The 24,629-nt window shown below is 58.7% G+C and carries 20 protein-coding genes; 7 read left to right on the top strand and 13 right to left on the bottom strand.

Going from position 1 to position 24,629, the window contains the following annotated elements; translation table 11 throughout:
• Nucleotides 1-50: 50 nt before the first annotated feature.
• From EBC_RS20600 to EBC_RS20570, 8 genes are all read right to left on the bottom strand, one after another.
• Nucleotides 51-1,553, bottom strand: a complete 1,503-nt coding sequence (locus EBC_RS20600; protein WP_013203792.1) for a sugar porter family MFS transporter — start codon at nucleotides 1,551-1,553, stop codon at nucleotides 51-53.
• 234 nt (nucleotides 1,554-1,787) lie between these two features.
• On the bottom strand, nucleotides 1,788-4,385 hold the full coding sequence (gene pqqF, locus EBC_RS20595) for a pyrroloquinoline quinone biosynthesis protein PqqF (RefSeq protein ID WP_013203791.1): 2,598 nt from the start codon (nucleotides 4,383-4,385) through the stop codon (nucleotides 1,788-1,790).
• A complete protein-coding gene (gene pqqE / locus EBC_RS20590; RefSeq protein WP_041692122.1) occupies nucleotides 4,385-5,524 on the bottom strand; it encodes a pyrroloquinoline quinone biosynthesis protein PqqE in 1,140 nt (379 codons plus the stop codon). Before pqqE ends, pqqF begins: the two co-directional genes overlap by 1 nt.
• Nucleotides 5,511-5,795, bottom strand: coding sequence for a pyrroloquinoline quinone biosynthesis peptide chaperone PqqD (gene pqqD, locus EBC_RS20585; RefSeq protein ID WP_013203789.1), 285 nt, complete (start codon nucleotides 5,793-5,795; stop codon nucleotides 5,511-5,513). Before pqqD ends, pqqE begins: the two co-directional genes overlap by 14 nt.
• Nucleotides 5,795-6,562, bottom strand: a complete 768-nt coding sequence (gene pqqC, locus EBC_RS20580; RefSeq protein WP_013203788.1) for a pyrroloquinoline-quinone synthase PqqC — start codon at nucleotides 6,560-6,562, stop codon at nucleotides 5,795-5,797. Before pqqC ends, pqqD begins: the two co-directional genes overlap by 1 nt.
• Before the next feature lie 10 nt (nucleotides 6,563-6,572).
• Nucleotides 6,573-7,484 (bottom strand): pyrroloquinoline quinone biosynthesis protein PqqB, encoded by a 912-nt coding sequence (gene pqqB / locus EBC_RS20575; RefSeq protein ID WP_013203787.1) that lies wholly within the window; start codon nucleotides 7,482-7,484, stop codon nucleotides 6,573-6,575.
• Nucleotides 7,485-7,539: 55 nt separating this feature from the next.
• Nucleotides 7,540-7,611 (bottom strand): pyrroloquinoline quinone precursor peptide PqqA, encoded by a 72-nt coding sequence (pqqA, locus tag EBC_RS25240; protein WP_071822147.1) that lies wholly within the window; start codon nucleotides 7,609-7,611, stop codon nucleotides 7,540-7,542.
• Between the two features lie 183 nt (nucleotides 7,612-7,794).
• Nucleotides 7,795-8,835 carry a dipeptidase gene (locus EBC_RS20570; RefSeq protein ID WP_013203786.1) on the bottom strand — a complete coding sequence of 347 codons (1,041 nt, stop codon included), beginning with the start codon at nucleotides 8,833-8,835 and terminating at the stop codon, nucleotides 7,795-7,797.
• Nucleotides 8,836-9,010: 175 nt separating this feature from the next.
• On the opposite strand from EBC_RS20570, the gene yghX reads away from it, so the two are divergent.
• The gene (gene yghX, locus EBC_RS20565; RefSeq protein ID WP_013203785.1) at nucleotides 9,011-9,898 is read left to right on the top strand and encodes a YghX family hydrolase; all 888 of its coding nucleotides are present in this window, start codon (nucleotides 9,011-9,013) and stop codon (nucleotides 9,896-9,898) included.
• A 16-nt stretch (nucleotides 9,899-9,914) separates the two neighbouring features.
• Here yghX and EBC_RS20560 read toward each other — a convergent pair whose 3' ends face one another.
• Nucleotides 9,915-10,883: an AraC family transcriptional regulator gene (locus EBC_RS20560; RefSeq protein ID WP_197535593.1), complete on the bottom strand. Its 969-nt coding sequence runs from the start codon at nucleotides 10,881-10,883 to the stop codon at nucleotides 9,915-9,917.
• A 113-nt stretch (nucleotides 10,884-10,996) separates the two neighbouring features.
• On the opposite strand from EBC_RS20560, the gene EBC_RS20555 reads away from it, so the two are divergent.
• Nucleotides 10,997-12,193, top strand: coding sequence for an MFS transporter (locus tag EBC_RS20555; protein ID WP_013203783.1), 1,197 nt, complete (start codon nucleotides 10,997-10,999; stop codon nucleotides 12,191-12,193).
• Between the two features lie 41 nt (nucleotides 12,194-12,234).
• Here EBC_RS20555 and EBC_RS20550 read toward each other — a convergent pair whose 3' ends face one another.
• Both EBC_RS20550 and EBC_RS20545 read right to left on the bottom strand, forming a co-directional pair.
• On the bottom strand, nucleotides 12,235-13,449 hold the full coding sequence (locus tag EBC_RS20550) for an MFS transporter (protein WP_013203782.1): 1,215 nt from the start codon (nucleotides 13,447-13,449) through the stop codon (nucleotides 12,235-12,237).
• A gap of 213 nt (nucleotides 13,450-13,662) precedes the next feature.
• Nucleotides 13,663-13,944 (bottom strand): SelT/SelW/SelH family protein, encoded by a 282-nt coding sequence (locus EBC_RS20545; RefSeq protein WP_013203781.1) that lies wholly within the window; start codon nucleotides 13,942-13,944, stop codon nucleotides 13,663-13,665.
• 262 nt (nucleotides 13,945-14,206) lie between these two features.
• Between EBC_RS20545 and EBC_RS20540 the strand changes: the two genes are divergently transcribed.
• Genes EBC_RS20540 through EBC_RS20520 form a run of 5 tightly spaced genes read left to right on the top strand, consistent with a single transcriptional unit; the run spans nucleotide 14,207 to nucleotide 20,283 of the window.
• On the top strand, nucleotides 14,207-16,606 hold the full coding sequence (locus tag EBC_RS20540) for a TonB-dependent receptor domain-containing protein (protein WP_013203780.1): 2,400 nt from the start codon (nucleotides 14,207-14,209) through the stop codon (nucleotides 16,604-16,606).
• A 57-nt stretch (nucleotides 16,607-16,663) separates the two neighbouring features.
• Nucleotides 16,664-17,698: a hemin-degrading factor gene (locus tag EBC_RS20535; RefSeq protein ID WP_013203779.1), complete on the top strand. Its 1,035-nt coding sequence runs from the start codon at nucleotides 16,664-16,666 to the stop codon at nucleotides 17,696-17,698.
• The gene (locus EBC_RS20530) at nucleotides 17,695-18,513 is read left to right on the top strand and encodes a heme/hemin ABC transporter substrate-binding protein (RefSeq protein WP_013203778.1); all 819 of its coding nucleotides are present in this window, start codon (nucleotides 17,695-17,697) and stop codon (nucleotides 18,511-18,513) included. Before EBC_RS20535 ends, EBC_RS20530 begins: the two co-directional genes overlap by 4 nt.
• A 32-nt stretch (nucleotides 18,514-18,545) precedes the next feature.
• Entirely contained in the window at nucleotides 18,546-19,511 is a 966-nt protein-coding gene (locus EBC_RS20525) for a FecCD family ABC transporter permease (protein ID WP_407919948.1), read from the top strand.
• Nucleotides 19,504-20,283 carry a heme ABC transporter ATP-binding protein gene (locus EBC_RS20520; RefSeq protein ID WP_013203776.1) on the top strand — a complete coding sequence of 260 codons (780 nt, stop codon included), beginning with the start codon at nucleotides 19,504-19,506 and terminating at the stop codon, nucleotides 20,281-20,283. Before EBC_RS20525 ends, EBC_RS20520 begins: the two co-directional genes overlap by 8 nt.
• Before the next feature lie 37 nt (nucleotides 20,284-20,320).
• On the opposite strand, the gene EBC_RS20515 is transcribed toward EBC_RS20520, so the two are convergent.
• Entirely contained in the window at nucleotides 20,321-22,474 is a 2,154-nt protein-coding gene (locus EBC_RS20515) for a putative bifunctional diguanylate cyclase/phosphodiesterase (protein WP_013203775.1), read from the bottom strand.
• Between the two features lie 189 nt (nucleotides 22,475-22,663).
• Nucleotides 22,664-24,559, bottom strand: coding sequence for a penicillin-binding protein 2 (mrdA, locus tag EBC_RS20510; protein ID WP_013203774.1), 1,896 nt, complete (start codon nucleotides 24,557-24,559; stop codon nucleotides 22,664-22,666).
• Nucleotides 24,560-24,629: the final 70 nt, after the last annotated feature.

Here is a 24,629-nt window from a genome sequence, read left to right as displayed (position 1 = left end):
AACTTTAAGCAGCCCCTGACGCGTTGTCAGAGGCTGAGGGGAAGGGACTGTTATTGCTGGGAAACGGCCTTCTGCTGCTGACGACCACGCGGGTAGAAGTGTCCTTCTTTCAGCGAGGTTTCGATCGCCTCCAGCGAGCGGCCTTTGGTTTCCGGCATCATAAAGAAGATAAACAGGAAGCCAATCAGGTTAAGCAACGCGTAGAACCACATGGCGCCACCGATGCCGAGGATATTCACTGTGGTCAGCGCGGTGGCAGTCAGCAGCAGGTTCGATCCCCACAGCATCGCCGCGTGCAGGCTGCTGGCTTTTTCACGGATCCCCAGCGGATAGACTTCTGAACCGATCAACCAGCCGATCACCTGGATGCCGCCGGCGTTAAAGATCATAAAGCCAAACAGGCAGATGACGATCAGCCAGCTATGATGGCTGACCCCGCCCGCCATGCGGAACACCGCACCCAGCAGGACCAGGCTGATAATGGCGCCGGGCATCATCCACAGGGTCAGGGTACGGCGGCCAACGTGGTCAACGATCAGCTTGCCGATCACCGTCATGATCAGATAAATCGCCGCAATACCCAGCGCGGAATGCAGCGCGGCATCGCGGCTAAATCCGGTGTTGGTCAGCAGGGTTGGCGTGTAGTAGATCATCATTTCGATGCCGGAAAGCTGGGTGAATGCGGCGATCCCCAAACCGACGATAAGCGCCGGACGCAGCCACGGCTGCTTCAGCTCTTTCCAGCCTCCCTGAGATTTACGATCCACCTTGTCATGCACACGCTGAATGGCGCGGATCTCGCGGCGCACTTCAGATTCTGTTTCCCGCACGGTATCCAGTGCAATATGCGCTTCTTTCAGCCGCTTTTTGCTGACCAACCAGCGCGGGCTTTCCGGCAGACGGATCATACCCAGCAGCAGGATCACTGCCGGGATTGCCGCCACGGAAAACATGGTGCGCCAGGTCCAGATATCCTGCAGGAAGGTGCCGACCAGTGCCGCAGTCAGGATGCCGAGGCCGATGGAGATATTGAAGAAGGTCACCAGGCGACCACGTTTATCCGCCGGGGCCAGTTCAGCGATATAAACTGGCACAATCTGCGAGGCACCGCCCACCGCGAAGCCCAACACCAGGCGCGATACGCCCAGCCAGGTGGGGCTGGGTGACATGCCGGACGCCAGCACGCCTACCGCAAAGATGCCGGCGACGATCATCACCGTATAGCGGCGGCCTAAAACGCTGGAGAGTTTGCCGCAGGTCAGGGCACCAATTACCGCACCGACCAGAATGGCGCTGGTCACTAATTCCTGCGCATGCGGTGACAGGGCGAAATCGGCGCTTATTTGCAGTAAGGCACCGGAAATAATGCCGGTGTCATAGCCATAGAGAAAACCGGCGATAGCGGAGATCATGGTTGCTGTTAATAAAAAGGCCTCAGCGCTTAAGAAGCTGGTTATTTCGCTGGTGGAACTCTCGGAGGTCTTTTCATTATCAGCGTTTACTGACAGGACGGGATCCTGATAATTTTCTTCGGGTTTTTTTTGTAATGGCATAAGTATCCTTGCTCTTTAAGTGATTTTAAATCAGTAGGGTAGCGAGGAAGGGGGCACCATTTTTTTTGCTATCTGCGTCTCTTTTATCAAAGACTGTTTATAGCTATAACATGGCAAAAACGTGATGTCACTCACAAAACGGAAAACAGAATATTATCCTGCAATAAGCGATATCTTATTTTCACGGAGTTAAGGTGGGATAATTGAATCTATTTGTTGCCAGTGTTGACACTATTATTTGGCGTTATTTAGCCAGAATCCGCGCTGAATTTCTGTAGCAAACGCGCGGTAATACTGTTGAATTTTTTCCATTGAAAGGGTGGCGAAAATACCCGCCGTTAGCGGCGGTAAATTCAGTTGCTGCTGCTGCCAGCTATCGAGCACCTGAGTATGCGACTGCGGGGCGCTGGCGGGCAGGGCATCACTCAGCATGGTGGATTTCTCCCGCAGCTCATCGTCAGTGATTGTGTCGATAACCTCGGCCATATCCGCAATAAAATCGACGATATGCTGCTTAAGCTGTTGCTGGCTTAAGGTTGGGGATTGCAGGACAAACAGTATCCCGGCCACGCCAGCAGACTGATGGAAACGGCAGCTCACCACATAGCCGATATTCAGCTCGACTCGCAGTCGCTGGAAGAAACTGGGTTCAAACAGCCCCGCCAGCCATTGCCAGGCAGCGAGGCACTGTGCGCTGTTTTCGGTTAGCGGACAGAACAGCAATAACGCCGCCTCGTCACTCTCTGTTGGGAAGGAAAAGGGCGGGCGTTGAGGCATAAGGCCCGGCATGAGCCCGCCATCTGGGCACGGCGTGACCCGCCTGCCATCAGGGCACGGCATGACCAGCCCGCCAGGCCAGCGAGACAGAAGCTGTGACAGCGCCAGCTGCAGATCGTTATCGCCACCGTACAGCGTTGCCTGCCAGGGCGTACCGCTCAATCCCTCCGTGGCCGCCTGCCACGGCGTGGCACTTAACCGGTCCACTGCATCCTGCGGTTGAGACGAGCCGCTCAGCACCTCCGTTGATGTCAGCGGCTCAGACTTGGAGCCGTTCAGCACCTCCGGCAGCCGTCCCAGCAGCACGCGGATGGCAATCTCCGCACGCTCTGAACGCAGCGCTTTACGGTACAGCCGGTCGCCTTGCGCGATCGCCGCCGCTGACGGTGAGCTCAGCGCTTCAATCATCGCCGCCACGCGATTCTGCATCAGGCTTGCACTGCCGCTAAGTTGGATCAGCCAGATGCCCTGGCGTTGCGTCAGGCTTAGCTCGCCGCCAAGATGCTGGCAAAGGCCGATTACCGGTTGCAGCGCGGCTTTAAGCGTCGCCGCATCCCGGCGGGAAAACGGCTGACCGACCTGCGGATTCAGCAACAGCAACGGCGCGCAACTGGCGTTAACCCATTGCAGCGCAGCCGTTTCAACCGGCAGCGCAGGCAGGCTGAGCGGCTGGCCGGGCGCATAAAAGGTCATCTGCGGGGCGTCGCACGACGCTTCCGGCCAGCTGAGTTCGCCGGTGTCCAGCGTGAATCCCTGCACCGCCTTACGACCGACTTCCACCCCAGGCGTCACCCACAGCCGGGTGAGGGCGGCCGGTTGCATCGCCGCGCGTAACGTCCGCCAGCCTTCCAGCAGGTTTACCGACCGCTCAGCGGGCGCAAAACCGAAGGCACGCGTGCGCAGCCGATCGAGGCCGGAAAGCTGGTCGACATGCCGCTGGGCCAGCCTGGCATAATGCGCCAGTGCCTCAGGATTCAGACTGGCCGACTGGCGTAGCCACTGATTGAATACCGCTTCAACCCTCGCCGGACTGGCCGACTCGCACAGGTCGAACTGCACTGAAATCAGCGACTGCTGCGGGCTGCGGTAGGGTTCCAGCAACGAAATGTCATCGCACAGGTTGAGGTCGCGCAGGGTCGCCAGCAGGCTGTGCTGCGCTTTATCGGTTAACAGCTGGCTGAACAGCGCCAGCATCTGCCGGTCGGCAGCCGGGATGACAACGCTTAACTGCAGGCGATGGGCTGAGGGCAGGCGTAAAGCATAATGGCGTGCGGCAGTGAGCGTCAGGGGGGAAAGCGGTTCAGGCTGCTGAGGCAGAGAAATCTGCTCAGCATCCTGACGCCTGGCGATTGGTTGCTGCGGCAAACCGCTGCGGCCGTTATCGCCGTCAGCCAGTGCTGTGAACGCGGCCGCAACCTGCTCAGCCAGCTCGCCCAGCGCATCCAGCGACTGCGGCCCGTGCAGCCACAGTTGCAGATTGGGCGCGCGGAAAAATCGCTGATGATAGTCGCGCAGAGCCTGCTGCAGCGCGCCAGTATCCTCGCCAAAGGCCGACCGATTGCCAACATGGAAATCATGCAGGCGATGCGGCGCAGCCACCGCCTGGCTCAGAGCGACTTCACACAGGCTGTCGCTATGGCGGGTCAGCATCTGGAACTCGGCGTCGATCACCGTCGCTTCCTGAGCAATCGCTTCGAGGCTTAACAACGGCCTGGCGAGCATATCCACCAGCCGCCGCAAACCCGCGTCGAAGCGCGCACTGGCAATATCAAAAAACCAGGCGGTGTGATGTGCAAGGGTGGTGGCATTTAAGCGGGCACCGTTCGCCGGTCCCCAGGCTATCAGCCGGTTTTCATCCCGGTAATTTTCGCTGCCGGCAAACAGCACGTGTTCCAGCAGATGCGCCAGTCCGGGCCACTGTTCAGGGGCCTGATGGCTGCCGGCGGAGAGTTGGAGCAGAGCAGCGGCCCGGCTGGCCGACGGATCGTGGATCAGCGCGATCCGCAAACCGTTGGCTAAGGTGCGATGTTGTTCGCCGGGCGCTGCCTGACTCATCAGGCCTCAGTCTTGAAGATCAGCTGAGAGTTGGTGCGGTTACGGAACTGCAGATGACTGATCTGCATATTGGTGCAGTTCGCCTGCTCGCGCGCTTCGAGGATCTTGCCGTGATGCGGCGATTTCGAGCACACCGGATCGGTATTGTCGGCGTTGCCGGTCAGCATAAAGGCCTGACAGCGGCAGCCGCCGAAATCCTTCTCTTTTTCAGAGCAGGAGCGGCACGGTTCCGGCATCCAGTCAAACCCGCGGTATTTGTTAAAGCCGAACGAGTCGTACCAGATTTCCTGCAGCGTGTTTTCCAGCACCGACGGGAATTCCACCGGCAGCTGGCGCGCGCTGTGGCACGGCAGCGCCATGCCTTCCGGCGTGACGCTTAAGAAGATCGCTCCCCAGCCGCCCATGCAGCCTTTCGGCCGCTCTTCGTAGTAATCCGGGGTAACGAACAGCAGGTTGGCGAGGTTGCCGCTGGCGGTCATCTTCTCGCGGTATTGATGCACCACCGCTTCGGCGTTGGCGATCTGCTCACGGGTTGGCAGCAGGCCTTCACGGTTGAGCTGCGCCCAGCCGTAGAACTGACAGGTTGCCAGCTCGACGTCGTCCGCTTCCAGCTCAATGCACAGTTCAATAATGCGATCGATCTGATCGATATTGTGGCGATGCAACACAAAGTTCAGCACCATCGGATAGCCGTGCGCCTTCACCGCTTTGGCCATCGCCAGCTTGGTCTGGAAGGCTTTTTGCGATCCGGCCAGCGCGGCGTTCAGCGTTTCGTCGCTGGCCTGGAAACTGATCTGGATATGATCCAGCCCGGCTTCGGCAAACGCATCGATCTTTTTCTCGGTCAGGCCGATGCCGGAGGTGATCAGGTTGGTGTAAAAACCGAGATCCCTTGCGGCGCGGATCAGCTCAGGCAGATCCTTGCGCACCAGCGGCTCGCCGCCGGAGAAGCCCAGCTGAACGGCACCCATCTGGCGGGCCTGCTTAAACACCTCAATCCATTGTTCGGTGGTCAGCTCTTTCTCCTGCTGGGCAAAGTCCAGCGGGTTGGAGCAGTAAGGACACTGCAGCGGGCAGCGGTAGGTCAGCTCAGCCAGCAACCAGAGCGGCGGATTGACCGAAGGTTTAAGCGGGTTCACGGAAAATTATCCACTTTTGTTCGTAAGCCTGACCAAAGAACTCTTTGACGTCGTCGTCCACGCCACCGGCATCCGGAAACTGCGCGTTCAGTTCAGCGATCAGGGCAGCCACAGAGCGTACGCCATCCACGAGTTGCAGAATGGCGGTCGCGCTCTCATTCAGTTTTGCCATGCCTTCCGGGTAAAGGATCACATGGCAGTCCTGCGCCTGTTCCCACTGCAGGCGATAGCCACGGCGAAAGGCGGGGATCTGCTGTTCGGTGATGAGCATTACAGTAATCTCTCTTTGTGCCAGGCCATTTTATCGGTCACGGTGTGGTAAGGCGGGCGATGCAGCGTATAGGCCATGGTCATCGCATCCAGCATGCTCCAGAGGATATCCAGCTTGAACTGCAGGATCTCCAGCATACGTTCCTGCTTCTCAACGGTGGTGCAATATTCCAGCGCCAGCTGTAAGCCATGCTCAACGTCGCGGTTGGCCTGGCTTAAACGGCCGCGGAAATAGCCGTAGCCTTCGGCTTCAATCCACTGATAGTGCTGCGGCCAGCTGTCGAGGCGCGACTGGTGGATTTGCGGCGCAAACAGCTCTGTCAGCGAGCTACAGGCCGCTTCCTGCCAGACGGCACGGCGGGCAAAGCTGACGTAAGCATCAACGGCGAAACGCACGCCCGGCAGCACCATCCGCTCGGAGAGCAGCACGTCGCGGTCCAGCCCGACCGCTTCACCCAAACGCAGCCAGGCTTCAATACCGCCTTCGCTGGCGTCGTGACCATCGTGATCCAGAATACGCTGCACCCACTTGCGGCGGGTTTTCGGATCCGGGCAGTTAGCCATGATCGCCGCATCCTTCAACGGAATGCTGGTCTGGTAATAAAAGCGGTTGGCGACCCAGCCCTGGATCTGCTCACGCGTGGCCTGACCGTTATGCATCGCAATATGGTACGGGTGATGGATATGGTAATACGCGCCTTTGTCGCGCAGCGCCTGTTCAAAGGCTTCAGGCGTCATCGGTTGGGCCGGGAAATTATCGGGTTTCATCTGCGTCTCGCTAAACCTCAATCACCATACCGTCCCAGCTGACTTCAATGCCCAGCGACGTCAGCATCTGACGTTCCGCGGACTCTTCATCGAGGATCGGGTTGGTGTTGTTGATATGAATAAGAATTTTACGTTCTGCCGGCAGTGAGGCCAGCAGCGCAATCAGCCCCTGTTCCTCTGCCAGCGCCAGGTGCCCCATATCCTTACCGGTATTGCGGCCGACGCCAGTGTTAGCCAGCTCATTGTCCTGCCACAGCGTGCCGTCAATCAGCAGGCAGTCGGCTTTGTGCAGCCAGCCCAATAGCTCGCTGTCCGGTTCACCCAGGCCGGGCGCGTACATCAGCGTCTTACCGGTGCGGGTGTCTTCAATAAACAGCGCGATATTGTGGCCAGGCAGGGGCTTACCGCGATACGCCGAATAGGGCGGTGCGTTGCTCAACAGCGGGATCGCCGTGAACGTCAGCGCCGGACAGACCGCCACCGAGAAGGCTTCACCCGGCGTAATGCCGTGATGGATCAGCCCGCCGTTCCAGTGGGTCAACATGGTGAACACCGGGAAGCCGGTGGTCAGATCGTCATGCACTTCAGGCGTACACCACACCTGATGCGGGCAGCCTTCGCGCAGGCTCAACAGCCCGGCAGTATGATCGATCTGGCTGTCGGTCAGAATAATCGAACCGATCGCGGTGCCGCGCAGCACCTCTTTTTTACTCAGCGCAGGCGTGGCCGCCAGCTGATGAGCAATGTCTGGCGAGGCGTTGCACAGCACAAAATTGATGCCATCGTCACTGAGGGCAATGGAGGATTGCGTACGGGCTGAGGTTTTCAGGGTGCCATTACGCACGCCCTGACAGTTACTGCAGTTGCAGTTCCACTGAGGGAAGCCACCACCCGCCGCAGAACCGAGAACGTTAATCTGCATGTGTAGACCAGCTAAAGAAGAGAAGATGCCCACAGCAGGCTGTGGGCATAAAGGATTAACGGTTGGAGATGTACAGCGTCACTTCCAGACCTAAGCGCAAATCAACAAATTTAGGTTTAGTCCACATGGTGGGATCCTCACGGTGTTTATGAAAAATACAGGACTCTGCTCGTTAAGTTCGGCAGGTAATACGCTTGTTGTCAAATATCGAAAGATTTGGCGCGCAAATGTTGCGCCTAAGCTTTTGCGATATCAACCCTGTAAGCAGCAGGGATATTGAGAGAACAGTCACCGGAACGTTCCAGGTGGTTCATTCTCCCCATGTTTTCTGTAAAACCGCTAACCAGTTGCGCCAGCTAATTTTTTCGATCAATTGTTGCGAATAGCCCGCAGCGCGCATGGCGTCGACCAGACGCGGCAGTCCGGCCGCATCTTTCAGCGTCTCCGGTACGCTGATGCCGTCGAAATCCGACCCCAGACCCACGCGATCCTCACCCAGCACCGCCATCAGCCCTTCAAGGTGCCGCAGAATGTCGCCGAGCGGCGTGTCGCTGTCGCGTTTGCCGTCGCTGCGCAGGAAGGCATTGCCGAAATTCACGCCGACAAAGCCGTCGCTTTCGGCAATCGCCTGCAGCTGGCTGTCGGTCAGATTGCGCGGCTGCGGGCAAAGGGCGTGCACGTTGGAATGGGTGGCGACCAGCGGCGCGCTGCTGTGTTTGGCGGTCTGCCAGAAGGCTTTCTCATTCATGTGCGACAGGTCGATCAGCAGCTTTTTCTGGTTGCAGGTGCGTAACAGCGCCAGGCCCAGCGGCGTCAGCCCGTCGCCGGTATCGGGGGAGCCAGGGAAACTGCCGGTGACGCCGACACCAAACCGGTTCGCCAGATTCCATAACGGCCCGATGCTGCGCAGACCGGCATCAATCCAGCGATCCAACTGGCTGAGCTGGTCATCCAGCGCCCCGGCACCTTCAATATGCAGCACCATCGCCAGCACGCCCTGTTCAATACAGCGCTGGATCTCGCCCGCCGTGCGGCAAATTTTTGCCCGACCAGCGGACTCCGCTTCAATCCTGTGCAGCAGCGCAATCTGCGCCTCGGTGATGGCTAACGGATCGTGGACGGCCTCGCTGTAAGCCTGATTGCTTTGCTGCACAAACTCGACCGGCGGGATAAATACCGCAAACAGGCCACCGGCGAATCCGCCCTGAACGATACGCGCCATATCCAGATGACCGGGCAAGGTGCCGTGCAAAAACTGCGTCACCGGATCCTGCTCCGCAGGCATCCACAGGCGCAATAGCAAATCGTTGTGGCCGTCAAAAATCGGCGTCAGTGAAGCAGTTTCAGTCATGGCAGGGCTCAATGGCGTAATGAAAAGGGGTGAACAGCTGACGATCATACGCAGTTTAGCGCCCGTTGCGTCGTTAAAAAGTGCTCTACGGGCCGTGAGGCTTGACGAAGTGGGCAATGTGCCTGACTGTTACTGAGCATCATTTCCCCTTCTCTGGCGTGTAAGGAGCATTGATATGTCCCGATTGACCGCGAAAGATTTCTCCCCCGAACTCCTCGAAATTTATGACTACTACGTTCACGGCAAAATAAATAAGCGCGAATTTCTGTCGCTGGCGGGCAAGTTTGCGGTGGGCGGCCTGACGGCGGCGACGCTGCTGACCTCGCTCAGCCCTAACTATGCGCTGGCCGAACAGGTGGAATTTACCGATCCGGATATTCTGCCGGAATACATTCACTATCCTTCGCCCAACGGCAATAAAACCGTGCGCGGCTATCTGGTGCGTCCGGCGAAGGCCAGCGGCAAGCTGCCGGCGGTGGTGGTGGTGCATGAGAACCGGGGACTGAATCCGTATATCGAAGACGTGGCGCGCCGGCTGGCAAAAGCCGGCTTTATCGCGCTGGCACCGGATGGGCTGAGCGTGTTGGGTGGCTATCCTGGAAATGATGAGAAAGGGCGGGAGATGCAGGCGCAGATCGATCCGACCAAATTAATGAACGATTTCTTTGCCGCCATCGAATTTATGATGCAGGACCCGCGCACCACTGGAAAGGTCGGCATCACCGGCTTCTGTTACGGCGGTGGCGTGGCCAATGCCGCTGCGGTGGCCTATCCCGAGCTGGCTGCGGCGGTGCCGTTCTATGGCCGTCAGCCGGATGCCAAAGATGTCCCACGCATCAAGGCCCCGTTGCTGATCCATTACGCCGGGCTGGATACGCGCATCAACGAAGGCTGGCCGGCCTACGAGGCCGCGCTGAAGGCCAGTAACAAGGTGTATGAAGCACACATTTACCCGGAGGTGAATCACGGCTTCCACAATGACTCTACACCGCGCTACGACAAGAAAGCTGCCGATCTGGCCTGGGAAAGAACCCTCGGCTGGTTTAATAAGTATCTGGCGTAACGGTAAAAAAAGGTGCTCAGGCTGCGCCCTGCGTCAGCCGTTGCGTTTCCTCGCTGCGAAGCGCGCCGGGGGTTTTGCCAACGGTGCGCTTAAAGGCCCGGCTGAAGGCGGCCAGCGAGCCGTATCCCAGACGCCAGGCCACCGTTTCAATCGCTTCACCATCGCGGCCGATCCATTGCACGGCCAGCTGCATACGTAATTCGGTCAGATAGCGCACCGGCGTCATGCCGGTCACCGCCAGGAAGCGCTCGGCAAACACCGAGCGGGAGCTGCCCATCTCGGACGCCAGCTGCGCTACCGTCCAGTTTTTCCCCGGCTCGCGATGCAGCGCCACCAGCGCCTTACCCAGACGCGGATCGCGCAGCGCTTCAAGCCAGCCGCCGGCCTGTCCGCATCCCGATTCCACCCAGCCGCGCACGATAAACGACGCCACCACATCCGCCAGCCGGGACAGGATCCCCGCGTAGCCCGCTCTGCGGCTCAGCGACTCGCGCTCCATCGCATCGAGCATCGGCTGAACTTCCGGGTATTTGTGGATCAGCGTATCGGCCAGCAGCACTTCCGGCATGGCGCTGATGAGCATCTGCATGCCGCCCAGATCGAACTCCATGCTGCCGCTGAAAATCAGCACCGATGCGGCTTCCGGCAGCTCGGACGGGCAGGCCTTCACGCAGCGCACGTTGCCGCACACCGGCGTCGATTCAAACGACCGCACGTCTTTGCACGGCACATCCGGCGAGGAGAGCAGCATATGATCGGTGCCCTGCGGCAGCAGCAGCGCATCGCCGGTATTCAGGGTATACAGATTGCCGCCCTGGGTTTTCAGCATCACCGGACCGCGGCTGACAAAGTGAAACTGTGCCTGACCTGGCGCATTAATAAAGCCCACGCCGAACGGCGCCGCCAGCTCAATCCGCTTGTACTGCACGCCCATCAGGCGCATTCCCAGCAGCAGCTCGCTGGCAAGATCGTGGGTTTCTGTGATCACGGTGGCTATCCTTCCGGACGGAGAATCAATAAATACGGATTTAACATCATAGACCATCCGGCGGCAGCCCACTACTCTGTACACTCACTTCTTCTTACGGAAAGCATGCAATGAACACACTCAAACAGGCCGGCATGGCAGAGGAAAAGCCCCAGTGGGGCGCGGTATTTTCGATGGCGCTTGGCGTGTTTGGACTGGTGACGGCAGAATTTCTGCCCGCCAGCCTGCTGACGCCCATGGCCGCCAGTCTTGGCGTAACGGAAGGCGTAACCGGGCAGGCGGTGACCATTACCGCGGTATTCGCACTGCTGACCAGCTTTTTCAGCGCCTCAGCCACCCGTAATCTGGATCGCCGCTGGGTGATGCTGATGTTCTCGGTGATGCTGATCGTCTCCAATCTGCTGGTGGCCTTTTCACCGAACCTGGGCTTTATCCTCGCCGGCCGCGTGCTGCTGGGGATTGCCATCGGTGGCTTCTGGACGCTGGCGGCGGCGACCACCATGCGGCTGGTGCCGGAAGCGATGATCCCGCGCGCGCTGTCGATCGTCTTTAGCGGCGTGTCGGTTGCCACTATCGTTGCCGCGCCGATGGGCAGCTACTTTGGTCATCTGATTGGCTGGCGAAACGTGTTTGTCGCCGCCTCGGTGATTGGTTTGCTGGCGCTGGCCTGGCAGGTAGCCGCGCTGCCGAAAATGCCGTCGACGCAGGTGGGCAAGAGCAGTTCAATGTTTGCGTTGATCCGCCGTCCCGGCATGCAGACCGCGTTGCTGGCGATCATTCTGGTGTTCTCCGGCCACTTCGCCTTCTTCACCTATTTGCGTCCGTTCCTCGAAAGCGTCACCGGCGTCGGCGTCAACGGGCTGTCGGTGATCCTGCTGGGCTTTGGCGTGGCGAACTTCGCCGGGACGCTGATTGCCGGCATCCTGCTGGAGCGTAACCTGCACCGCACGCTGATCGGTATGCCGCTGGCGATGGGCCTGCTCGGTGTTGGTCTGGTGGTGATGGGATCGGCTCCGCTGGTGGATGCGGTGCTGGTGGCGCTGTGGGGCATGGCGTTTGGTGCCGTGCCGGTAGGCTGGTCCACCTGGATCACCCGGACCATGCCGGATGAGGCAGAAAGCGGCGGCGGTCTGCTGGTGGCGTCTATTCAGTTAGCGATTACCATCGGTGCGGCGGCAGGCGGCGTGATCTTCAACATTACCGGGGCGAAAGGGGTATTTATGGGCAGCGCCATGGCGTTACTGATTGCCACGCTGACGATTTATGCCGCGTTGCGAACCAAACCGGTTGTGGCGGAGAAAGCGTAAAACAGTGAATGGCCAGGCAGGGCGCCTGGCCGTTAGCAACATCAGATCAAATCGGTCGATCCCACGCCGGTGTTTTTACGGTCAGCCACTTCTTTCAGCAGCGCCACCATAAAGATCATCATGCCCAGTACCGGCAGGATGGCCCCGTAGGTGGCGGTCTGCGTCATCGGATAACCCTGCTGCACCACATACGCTCCCAGGAAGGCACCCAGCGCGTTGGCGATGTTAAACGCCGAATGGTTCAGCGTGGCGGCCAGCGTTTGCGCTTTGCCCGCCACCTGCATCAGACGCACCTGCAACGGTGCGCACAGGGCGAGGTTAGTGCCGACCAGGAACGCGCCAAGCATCAGGCCGGTAATGGTGCCAATCAGCAGTGGGAAGATGGTCAGCACCACCACGCTCCACGCCAGGATGCTGAAAATCGACAGCATGATTTTGCCGTCAGCCATACGGCCACCCGCCAGATTACCAATCACCATGCCCAGACCAAATGCGAACAGCACGAACGGCAGCCAGAAGGTGGAGAGGTGCGCCGCCATGGTCAGGATCGGGGTGATATAGCTGATCACCGCAAACATGCCGCCAAAGCCAATCGCCGCAATCCCCAGCGTTAACCACAGGCGCAGGTTCGCCAGGCCACGGATCTCTTTCAACGGCGAGCTCTGCTCATGCTCTTTCTGCACCGGGAACAGCTTGTAGATCAGCAGCGCATCAATCACGGTCAGCACCGAGACGCAGGCAAATGCCCAGCGCCAGTCGAGATGTTCGCCGAGCATGGTCGCCGCCGGGTTACCTAGCAACGACGCCAGCGTCAGGCCCAACATCACTCTGCCTACCGCCTGTCCACGGCGATTCTCTTCCACCAGTGACGCCGCAGCCAGCGCGGCTACACCGAGGAAGGCACCGTGCGGCAGCCCGCTCAGGAAACGGGAAATCACCAGCATATGCGCATTGCTGGCCAGCATGCTGCTGAGGTTGCCGACCAAAAACAGCGAGATAAAAATCATCAGCTGATGTTTACGGCACAAACGGGCGGTGCTGAGGGAGAACAGCGGTGCGCCAACCACCACGCCAAGCGCGTAGTAGCTGATAAATTTGCTGCCTTCCGCCAGGCTGACGTTCATCGCGCTGGAAACGTGCGGCAGCAGTCCCATAATCACGAACTCACTCAGGCCGATGGCAAAGGCGCCCAGCGCAAGGGAAAAGAGCAGCGGGCCGACGCCACGCACGGGTGTAGCTGAATCTAACGTATCCATAGAAAAGGGTGCACTTAATTAACGATGAGAAGTTACTCCAGCCACAGGCGGGAGCGCAGGTCTTCAGGCAGGGCAGGTAAGTGAGGGGTGATTCTTGTTATCGGGCCTGTTCCGGCCCTTGTGTCATCTTTCTGCCAGCAAGGGCAGCGATGCGGCGGTAAGTTTAGCGTGAAGCCGCCGGATGACACAAGGATGATGCCGCCCGCGCAGGGGTTATTTCGTGTCGATATGTCCCAGTTCCCGCTCCGGGAAGCAGAAGTTCCGCACGCGCTGCTTCAACTCTTTGGCTTCCGGGAAGCCGCCGTCGGTTTTACGGTCCCAGATAATGTGCTCGTCAATCAAGATCTGATAAATGCCGCCGGTGCCGGGCACCAGGCTGACCGAGGCTAAATCGGTGCTGAACGTATGCAGTAATTCTTGCGCCATCCAGCCGGCACGCAGCAGCCAGTTGCACTGCGAGCAGTAGTGAATGGTGATGGCAGGAGCGGTTTTCATCGCGATGTCCTCTCTAAAAACAGGCGCTCATCTTCCGGCGTCGGTTGCTGCACTGTCAAGTGGGTGTTGCTGACGCTTTTTTAACATTGTGAATTAATTGTGGAGGTTGTTGATATAGAGAATCGATCTCATTATCATTCGCGTTTGACAGTCGTCATGGAATGACCTACATAGCGCCGGATGCGTATGGAGTTTTCGCAATCTTGTTGGATTGCGGCCGCAATGTATGAGTCGATACTAATAAAGAATAAAGGCTTACTAAATGCGCAAATCTTTCAATTCTCAGGGGTTTATCCAGAAGTCCGTGCTGTTCGGCACGCTGGTTACCACCGGTTTTAGCATCGCTGCTGAAACACGCACCACCGCACCACTTCCCGAAGCCAGCCATTCTGGCACGCCACTGGCGATCTCCGGCAAGAAAAGCCAGTCGGAAGCCGTTATGACGGTGACCGCGCCCGAGCCGGAAAAACAGGCGGGCAGCAAAACCACCATTACCGCCGCAGAAATGCAGCAAAAGGGCACCAACGACTTTGGCTCGGTGATGCGCTATGAGCCGTTAATCAGCGCTACCGGCGTCAGCGGCGGATCGTCCGCAGGCAAAAGCGGCTTCGACCGCAGCGGCTATACCGGCTACAACATCCGTGGTCTGGAAAGTAACCGTGTTGGACTGGACGTGGACGGCATTCCGCAGCCGGATGCCACCGGCCGCAGCTACGTCAGCCGCGCCGGATTAAACACCTTCGGCATCGGCCGTGACTATCTCGACCCGTATATGTACGGCCAGGTGGACATTGAATCCGGTGCGACCTCAACGGCGACGGCCAACACCGCCATTGGCGGCGCGGTCTCCTTCCAGCCGAAATCCGCCGACGATTACCTGTCGCCGTACAAATCGACCTACTTTGGTTATCAGTCTGATTACGACTCGGCCAACCGCAGCTGGCATAACGGCATTACCGCCGCAGCCGGCGACGAAACGCTGCGTGGCGTGTTTGTTTACAGCCGCCGTGACGGCCAGCAAACCCGCAATAACAGCGGCACCATCGATGCCTATCCGGCCAACTGGCACTCCAATGCGCTGATGACCTCCGCGATCTGGCAGCCCAATGACGAGCACAAGCTGACCGGCACCGTCGATTATTACGACAAGACCAACCACACCCATTACGACACCTGGAACTCGGCGGGCAGCAGCATTCTCGGCACCTCGCAACAGCAGAGTAATACCCGCCGTTGGGGCGTCAGCCTGAAGGATGAGTGGACGCCAGCCAATGCGTTTATCGATTCCCTCAGCAACAAAGTCTATTACCAGCAGACCCAGGCGCACGACAACACCCTGATGCCCATCAGCACCAGCAGCCAGGAGCGCGTCTACTCAAACTATGATGTCGATACCTACGGCTTCGAAACGCAGCTGAGCAAGGCGCTGGGTCGCCACGAGCTGAGCGCCGGCCTGAACGGTCGTGTCACCGAGACGAAACGTCCGTTCCGGGAAGAACCGGCCCCAAGCGTCTATTCGGCGATCATGCAGCCGGAGTCCGACAGCCGCAGCTATGCGCTGGGTGCCTTTGTGCAGGATGCAATCCAGTTCGATCTGGACGGTCACGGCTTCTCAATCGTGCCGGGCGTGCGGGTAGCGCATCAGACCACCAAGCCACAAAACCTCTCCAGCCTGACCACCGGCAGCACCGTGCTGGACGAATCCGAGCTGAACACCCTGTATGGCAAAGAGAACTCGGATACCCAGGTTCTGCCATCGCTGAGCTTCAACTACGACATCACGCCATCACTGATGACCTATGTGCAGTACAAGCGTGGCGCGCAGTTCCCTAACGCCAGCCAGCTGTACGGCTCGTGGAACCTCGGTTCAAACTATGCCGGTCCGGCGCAGTATGCGTTGATTGGTAACAGCGATCTGAAAACCGAAACCAGTAACAACCTGGAATGGGGCATGAAGGGGCAGGTGGTTGATGGCGTCACGCTGAAAACCGCGGTGTTCTACAACACCTACGAAAACTTCATTGCCTACACGCGTTATACCCGCGCCGGCAGCCCGGCCCGCTTTACCAACGTGCCGTCCAATATCTACACTGTTTACCAGGCAGAAAACCGCGATAAGGCGTATATCTATGGCGGTGAAGTGACCACCAAAGTGAACTTTGGCACCTGGTTTGAAGAGGTTAACGGCCTGAGCGCCACCTTCGCACTGGGTTACAGCGAAGGTAAATCGAAGTCCAGCTACTCCGGCGACAGCTACGTCGATCTGGACAGCGTCGCGCCGATGAAAGCCATTGTTGGCGTGGCCTGGGACGATCCGGCCAAACGCTACGGTGCCGCAGTGACCGCCACCTTTGTGAAAGGGAAGCAGGCCACCGCCACCAACCGTGAAAGCTACACCAACGCGGCAGGCAGCACCTTAACCGATTCCAGTGAAGAATATATGCGCGTACCGGGTTACGGTATGGTGGATATGACCGCTTACTGGCAGGCGACGAAAAACGTCAAGGTCAGCGGCGGGATCTATAACCTGACCGACCGTAAATACTGGGATTACCTCAGCAGCCGCGAGCTGACCAACACCACCAACCAGGATGCGTATGACAACGCGCTGGCGGTGATGCCTGGCCGTACCTTCCAGCTGGGTGTGAACGTCGACTTCTGATTACCCTGTTTTATTACCCATTGCCCTGCACCGCGTGCAGGGCGTCAAGGAGAGCAAATGGAACTGAATACCCTCTATCAGCGTTATCAGTCGTTAAAAGCTGAACACCCGAAAAAGTATGCCCGCGACCTGGCGGATCTGATGAACATCAGTGAAGCGGAGCTGACCCAGGCCAGAACGCTGAACGATGCGGTGGCGCTGCGTCCTGACTTCACCGCGCTGCTGCCGGCGCTGGAAGCGGTGGGCGAAACCCAGTCGATCACCCGCAATGCTTATGCGGTACATGAGCAGGTGGGACGGTATGAAAACCTGCATCTGGGCGGCCATGCCGGACTGATCCTCAACCCGCGCGCGCTCGATCAGCGCCTGTTCCCGTCCCAGTGGAAGAGTGCGTTTTCGCTGGTGGAGAAAACGGAACGCGGCGAGCGTCACAGCATCCAGATTTTTGATGCACACGGCGATGCAGTGCTGAAAATTTACACCACGGCGGCCACCGACAAGGCGGCGTGGGATGCGCTGATTGCCGCATTCACCCTGGCTGAAACCCCGGCGCTGACTCTGACGCCAGCCGTGCCTGTCCAGACCAACCAGCCCGATGCGGCGGTGATCGAGCAGGAATGGCGTGCGATGACCGACGTGCATCAGTTCTTCGGTTTACTGAAGCGCCACAATATCTCCCGTCAGCAGGCGTTCCGCTCGGTGGCCAGCGATCTGGCGCTGAAAGTCGATAACGGTACGCTGAACGCGCTGCTGAAACTGGCGCAGCAAGACGGCAACGAAATCATGATTTTCATCGGCAACCGTGGCTGCGTGCAGATCTTTACCGGCGCGGTTGAGAAGCTGGTGCCGATGGACAACTGGATCAATATCTTCAACCCAACCTTCACCCTGCACCTGATGGAAAATACCATCAGCGAAAGCTGGATCACCCGCAAGCCCACCGCTGACGGCTTTGTCACCAGCCTGGAACTGTTTGCCGCCGACGGCACGCAGATTGCCCAGCTGTACGGACAGCGCAGCGAAGGTCAGCCGGAACAACGCCGCTGGCGTGAACAGCTGGCCGAGTTGACCGGTGCAGGAGAAGCGGCATGAAACTGTGGCTGATTGCGCTGTTGGCGCTGCCTTTTTCACTGCTGGCCGAAGAGCGGGTAGTGTCGATTGGTGGCGACGTTACGGAGATCATCTATGCGCTGGATGCGCAGCAAAATCTGGTCGCCCGTGATACCACCAGTCTGCAACCGGCCGTGGCGACCAAACTGCCGAATGTGGGTTACATGCGCCAGCTGAATGCCGAAGGGATTCTGGCGATGAAGCCCACGCTGGTGATCGCCAGCGAGCTGTCCAAACCCTCTCTTGCCCTGCAGCAGGTTGAGCAGGCCGGCGTCAAGGTGATTACCGTCACCGGCAAGCCTGAACTGAGCGCTATCCACAGCAAAATTGCCACCATCGCCGCCGCGCTGCACCGCGAAGATCAGGGCAAGCTGCTGGAGGAGAAGCTGGATAAACAGCTGGCTGGCGTTTCCGATAAACCGCTGCCGGTGAAGGTGCTGTATATCCTTAACCACAGCGGAATGAAAGCGATGGGCGCAGGCAGCGGCACCTCGGCCGATGGCGCGATCCGTGGCGCCGGGCTGCAAAATGCGCTGGGCAATATTCCGCATTATCAGCCACTGACCCAGGAAGGGATTGTGGCCAGTGCGCCGCAGCTGATTGTGATTGGCGCGGACGGCCTGAAGGGCATGGGCGGCGAAGAGAATTTGTGGAAGCTGCCAGGTCTGGCGCTGACCCCGGCCGGTAAGCAGCAAAATGTGCTGGTGGTTGATGAAATGGCGCTGCTGGGCTTTGGCCTGCAAACGCCAGGCGCGATTGCCAAACTGCGTAAAGCGGCGGAAGCCCTCGCGCAATGAACGGACAGCATATTCAGCGACGCTTAGTGCTGATGGTGGTTCTGATGGTGGCCATCGTGGTGTTTGCCGCCAACATTGGCGCGATGCGCCTGTCATTGCCGATGGTCTGGCAGTCAACCCGCGACAGCATGGTCTGGCAAATCTGGTGGAACATCCGTTTGCCGCGCGTGTTGCTGGCGGTGCTGGTCGGCTCGGCGCTGGCGTTATCCGGCGGCGTGATGCAGGGACTGTTTCGCAATCCGCTGGCCGATCCGGGGCTGTTGGGCATCAGCAGTGGTGCCGCGCTGATGGTGGCAATTTCAGTGGTGATCCCACTGAGCCTGCCGGCGATGTTAGCGTTGTGGTGGCCAATGCTGGCGGCCTTTATCGGCAGCCTGGCAGTCACGGTGGTGATCTTTACCCTCAGCCGCTCTGGCAGCGGCACCCTTTCACGGCTGTTGCTGGTGGGCATTGCTATTAATGCCGTCTGCGGCGCGGCCGTGGGCGTCCTCTCGTGGATCAGCAACGATCAGCAGCTGCGCCAGCTCTCCTTATGGGGAATGGGCTCGCTGGGGCAGGCGCAGTGGTCCACGGTTATCGCCAGCGCGGTGATTATCCTGCCCGCCATGGTCGCCACCCAGTGGCAGGCCCGGCGGCTGAACCTGCTGCAGCTGGGCGATGAAGAGGCGCATTATCTGGGCGTGGACGTCAAACACACTCAGCGCATTTTGCTGGTGCTGAGCGCGCTGATGGTGGCCGCTTCGGTGGCGGTGAGCGGGGTGATTGGCTTTGTCGGGCTGGTGGTGCCGCATCTGATGCGCATGTGCATTGGCAGCGATCACCGCTGGCTGTTGCCGGGTGCCGGTCTGGCCGGGGCGATCCTGATGCTGATTGCCGATACGCTGGCGAGAACGGTGGTCGCACCGGCGGAAATGCCGGTGGGGTTGCTGACCAGTCTGCTGGGTGCGCCGTGGTTTTTATGGTTGATTCTGCGCCGCCAAGAGGGCCGTTATGACTAAGCTGCTGGAAGGGAGAAACCTCAGCTGGCGCGTTGGTCAGCGGCTGCTGATTGATGATGTCTCGCTGAGTTTGCGCGCCGGCGAAATGGTGTCGCTGATCGGGCCAAACGGTGCCGGGAAATCGACGTTGCTGCGCTTACTGACCGGCTATCTGCAACCGGCGGCGGGCGATTGCCTGCTGGAAGGCAAACCGCTCGGCAGCTGGTCGCGCGAGCATCTGTCGCAGACCCGCGCGGTGATGCGTCAGCAAAGCCACGTCGAGTTTCCTCTGCCGGTCAGGGAAGTGGTGGCGATGGGCCGTTCGCCGTGGCCGGGCCAGCGCACCAAAGCGGTGGTGGACGAGGTGATGGCCTTAACCGGCAGCGATACCCTTGCCGACCGCGACTATCGCCATCTGTCCGGCGGCGAGCAGCAGCGTGTTCAGCTGGCGCGCGCGCTGGCGCAGCTCTGGCACGATGATGGGCCGCGTGGCTGGTTGTTTCTGGATGAGCCGACCTCGGCGCTGGATTTGTATCATCAGCAACACGCGTTGCGCCTGTTGCATCAGCTCACCCGCAAAGGTCAGCTGACGGTGTGCTGCGTGCTGCACGATCTGAATCTGGCGGCGTTGTGGTCTGACAGTATGCTGTTGTTGCATCAGGGCAGGTTGGTGGCAGAAGGCACGCCCGCTGAGGTGATGACCGAAGCCACCTTAACCCGTTGGTATCAGGCCGATCTGCATGTTCATCACCACAGTCAGGATGCGGTGCCGCAAATCGTCCTGCGCCGTTAATGTTACTGCCTTGTTGAGGCTAATCTTGCCGTTCCGGTTACACCGCCTCGGCGGCGAACAGCACGTCTGCGGGTTGCGGGCGGCTGAGCAGGAAGCCCTGCAGCTTATCGCAACCTGCGGCGGCCAGCGCCAGCCGCTGCTCCTCGGTTTCCACCCCTTCCGCCGTCACCGACAGGCCCAGCGAGTGGCCAAGCTTAATCACCGACGAGACGATGGTGTTGGCCTGCGCCTGAATCCCCAGCAACTGGGTAAAGCAGCGGTCAATTTTGAGGGTATCCACCGGGAACTGCGTCAGGTAGCTCAGGCTGGAGTAGCCGGTGCCGAAGTCATCCAGCGCAATGCTAAAGCCCGCCGCGCGCAGCGTCTGAATGGTATGCAGCGCCTGCTGCTTATCTTCCAGCATCACGCCTTCGGTCACTTCCAGCTCAATCTGCCGTGGGTTAACGTCATGCTGCTGCACAATCTCATTCACGCGGGCAATAAAATCACCGGCGAGGAATTGCAGCGGCGACACGTTGATCGACATCTTCAGATGCGGGCAGGTTTTCGCCCGCTTCACCGCCTGTTGCAGCACCCAGTCGCCGAGCGGAATGATCAGCCCGGTCTCTTCGGCGATGGGAATAAAATCGGCAGGGGAAACGGGCCCTAACGTCGGATGCTGCCAGCGTAGCAGCGCCTCAATGCCGAGCATTTTTGTGCCGCTGATATCCATAATCGGCTGATACCACAGCGCCAGCCCGCAGGTGTTTTCCAGCGCCAGCCGCAACTCTTCTGCCAGCTGCTGACGCTTAATCAGCGCATCGTCCAGCGCCGGAACAAACATATGGTAGCGCCCGCGTCCTTCGGCCTTGGCCGCATATAACGCGATATCCGCCTTGCGCATCAGCTCCTGGCGCTCCGTACCATGCTGCGGCGCCAGCGCAATGCCGATGCTGACCCCCACCCACAGGCGATTGCCCTGCAAGGTGATCGGCGTGGTCAGGCAGGCAATAATCTGCTGACACAGCGCGGTGATCTGCCGATCGTCCTGCAGGTGATTGACCACCACCACAAACTCATCGCCGCCCAACCGGCCCACGGCATCCTCCGGCCTTAACAGCGCCGACAGCCGCTGTCCAATTTCCACAATCAAATCGTCGCCGGTGTGATGGCCGTAGGTGTCGTTAATCATCTTAAAGCGGTCGAGATCCAGCAGCAGCAGGCCAATATTTTCTCCCTCTGCGGACAGGTTGCTCAATCGCTGCGTCAGCTGTTGTTCCATCGCCGCGCGGTTGGGCAAGCCGGTCAGCACGTCGTGCAGCGCCAGCTGTTGCGCCTGCGCTTCGCTGGCTTCCAGCTTCTGCATTGATTCGGAAAGCTTCAGCGACGAGGTCCACAGCCGGCGCGTCATCTTGATGCACATCAGCGTAATCGCCAGCATCGCCAGCAACACCAGCGGTCCGGTCACCATCAGCATCTGGCTGCCGGGCCGCATCGGTTGCCAGGAGACGTAGCTGACCGGGATATTCAGATGGGATTGCAGCAGGAAACCGGCGCTGTTAACACTGTCTGGCGAGCTGGGCGTAAAGCGGAAGGCGTTCACCACGCCACGGTGTTGCAGGAAGTCGACAAAGTTATAATGCAGATAGCGCAGGAAAATCAGCTTGTTGCCGCCGCTGCCCGGCACCTCGCCTAAGGCAACTTCGGCCACCCGTCCGTTGACCCGAATAAAGTCGCCGGTAAACGCCGGGGAAGCGGTGCGGGAAAGACGTTGCAGGCTGTCGAGCCACGGCAGCAGTGAGTTTCTGACGTCGAGGTAACGCTCGCTGGTCACCCGTTCGCCTTTGAGCCACACCGACTGAGGACGGTTTTGCGCATCCAACAGGTACACTTCGCCATCACCGGCCAGGGTATTCAGCCAGTGTCCGAAGGGATTGCTCACTGCCGGCGCGGCATTCAACTGCTGCAGCAACGCAGGCCAGCCCAACAGGCTTTGATGCTGTTGCAGATATTCAGCCAGATGCTGAGCAAAAATATTGCTGATGACCTGCTGCTGTTTTTCCAACGCCTTGGTATTGCTGATGGTGGTGACCCACCAGGCGGTAAATCCACAGGCAAGGAAGGTGAACAGCACCACCAGAATCATTGGCGTGACGACATGACGGATAAAGTGGCGTCGCAGCCCGTTTAACAGGCTAAGTTCGTTAGTCATTTACTTTCCAGCAAAACCGATTCAGTCGCCATTAAACGCTGGCCTCACGAAGATAAGACATTACCTCATTGTCGTTTATCGGCAAGGGGTAACGCCTTCTTTAACGAAGATTTTATGTCTGAATGTTTTTTGGAAACTACCGGAATATATCGCCCCACCAGCAAACGCGCTGGCAGGGCAGTAAACGGCTTATTGGGCGGTAAAGTTGCTGGTCGGATCGGCGGTGACCGGCATCGGGGCCACGTCCGGTGGCAGGAAGATGTGGTCGAGAATATTCCTCGCCAGCGGCGCGGCTGTGACGCCGTTGATGCCACCGTTCTCAAGGATGATCGCCATCGACACTTTCGGGTCGTTAAACGGCGCAAAGGCGGTATAGAAGATATGGTCGCGCAGACGGATTGGGATCATCTTGGCGTTATACACCTGGTTTTGCCGCAGGCCGAACACCTGCGAGGTCCCACTCTTCGCCGCAATGCCGTAGGGCGCGGTGTGGAAGTATTTATAGCCGGTGCCGTTGGGCGCATTGGCCATGCCGAACATGGCATGGCGCACCAGGCTCCAGTAAGGCGATTTGGCATCGCCAATCTGCTGTTCCGGCAACGTCTGTTTCCACGGGGTGATGCTCTTGCCCTGTTTGGCTTCATACAGCAGGTGCGGCTGGATCACCCGACCGTTGTTGATCAGCGTATCCAGCGCTTTCACCATCTGGATCGGCGTGGCAATCCAGTAACCCTGGCCGATGCCGACCGCGACGGTATCACCCTGATACCAGCCCTTTTTATGCACCTTCTGCTTCCACTCGCGGCTTGGCAGCAGGCCGTTGTACTCTTCATTCAGATCGATGCCGCTCGGTTTGCCGTAGCCAAACTGGCTGAGCATGGTATGAATGCGGTCGATGCCCATCATAAAGGCCACCTGATAGAAGAAGGTATCCGCCGACTCCTCGATGGCGCGGGTGACATCCAGCGTGCCGTGGCCGCTTTTTTTCCAGTCGCGATACTTACGATCGGTGCCCGGCAGCGTCCAGGTCGGTGCGCCGAAGAAGGTGGTTTGCGGCGTAATGACGTGGGTCAGCAGCGCGGACATCGCCATATACGGTTTTACCGTTGACGCAGGTGGATACAAACCTTGCGTCACGCGGTTAATCAGCGGCAGGTCTTTGTTCGCCAACAGTTCTTTATAGGCTTTGTAGCTGATGCCCTTCACAAAGGGATTGGGATCGTAGCTCGGGCTGGAAACCATCGCCAGCACCTGGCCATCTTTGGGGTTCTCGATCAGCACCGCCGCACGCTGACCGACCAGCTGCGTTTCGACATACTGCTGAAGATGCAGGTCCAGCGTTAAGTAGAGGTTTTTGCCCGCCACCGGCGGCACTTCTTTCAGCACGCGGATCACCCGACCGTGGTTATCCACCTCCACTTCCTGATAACCGGTTTTTCCGTGCAGCACCGACTCATAATAGCCTTCGATACCCTGCTTACCGATGTTGTGGTCGGCGGCATAGTTCTCGCCAACCCCTTCTTTATCAAGACGTTTGTAATCGTTGTCGTTTATTTTCGACACGTAGCCGATTACGTGCGCCAGGTCCGGCCCATAGGGATACTGGCGGTCTTCGTAGCTGCTGACGTTAACGCCGGTAAAGCGGTACTGGTTCACCGAGAAGCGGGCGACTTCTTCATCAGACAGCTCGGTTTTCAGCACCACCGGTTTATAACGGCTACCGGCATGCAGCGCGCGGGTAAAGGTATCGATATCGTCAGGCGACAGGTCGACAATCGGCGTCAGTTCGGTCAGCAGCGCCTTCATGTCCTGGATTTTATAGGGAATGATTTCAATGTCATGCCAGGTGACGTTTCTGACCAGCGGGATGCCATTGCGATCGAAAATGATCCCTCGCGTCGGGGCGATAGGGATCATTTTGATGTCATTTTGATTGGAGCGGGTCTGGTAATACTGATTCTGCTCAATTTGCAGGTGGTACAGATTCACCACCAGCGTAATAAACCCTGCCACTACTATCCCAAAGGCGACTAAGGCCCTGCGAACAAAAAGCTTTTCTTCTTCTTCAAAATTTCTGAATTTCATTAACCGGCAATCGCATTATTTTTAGTCGTTTTCTGGTCTCATGATAGAGATTACCGGCCAAATCACGACA

The organism is Erwinia billingiae Eb661 (genome assembly GCF_000196615.1).
Taxonomy (GTDB): domain Bacteria; phylum Pseudomonadota; class Gammaproteobacteria; order Enterobacterales; family Enterobacteriaceae; genus Erwinia; species Erwinia billingiae.
Note: the sequence above shows the minus strand (reverse complement) of the source record. Positions and strands in the feature narration are given on the sequence as shown.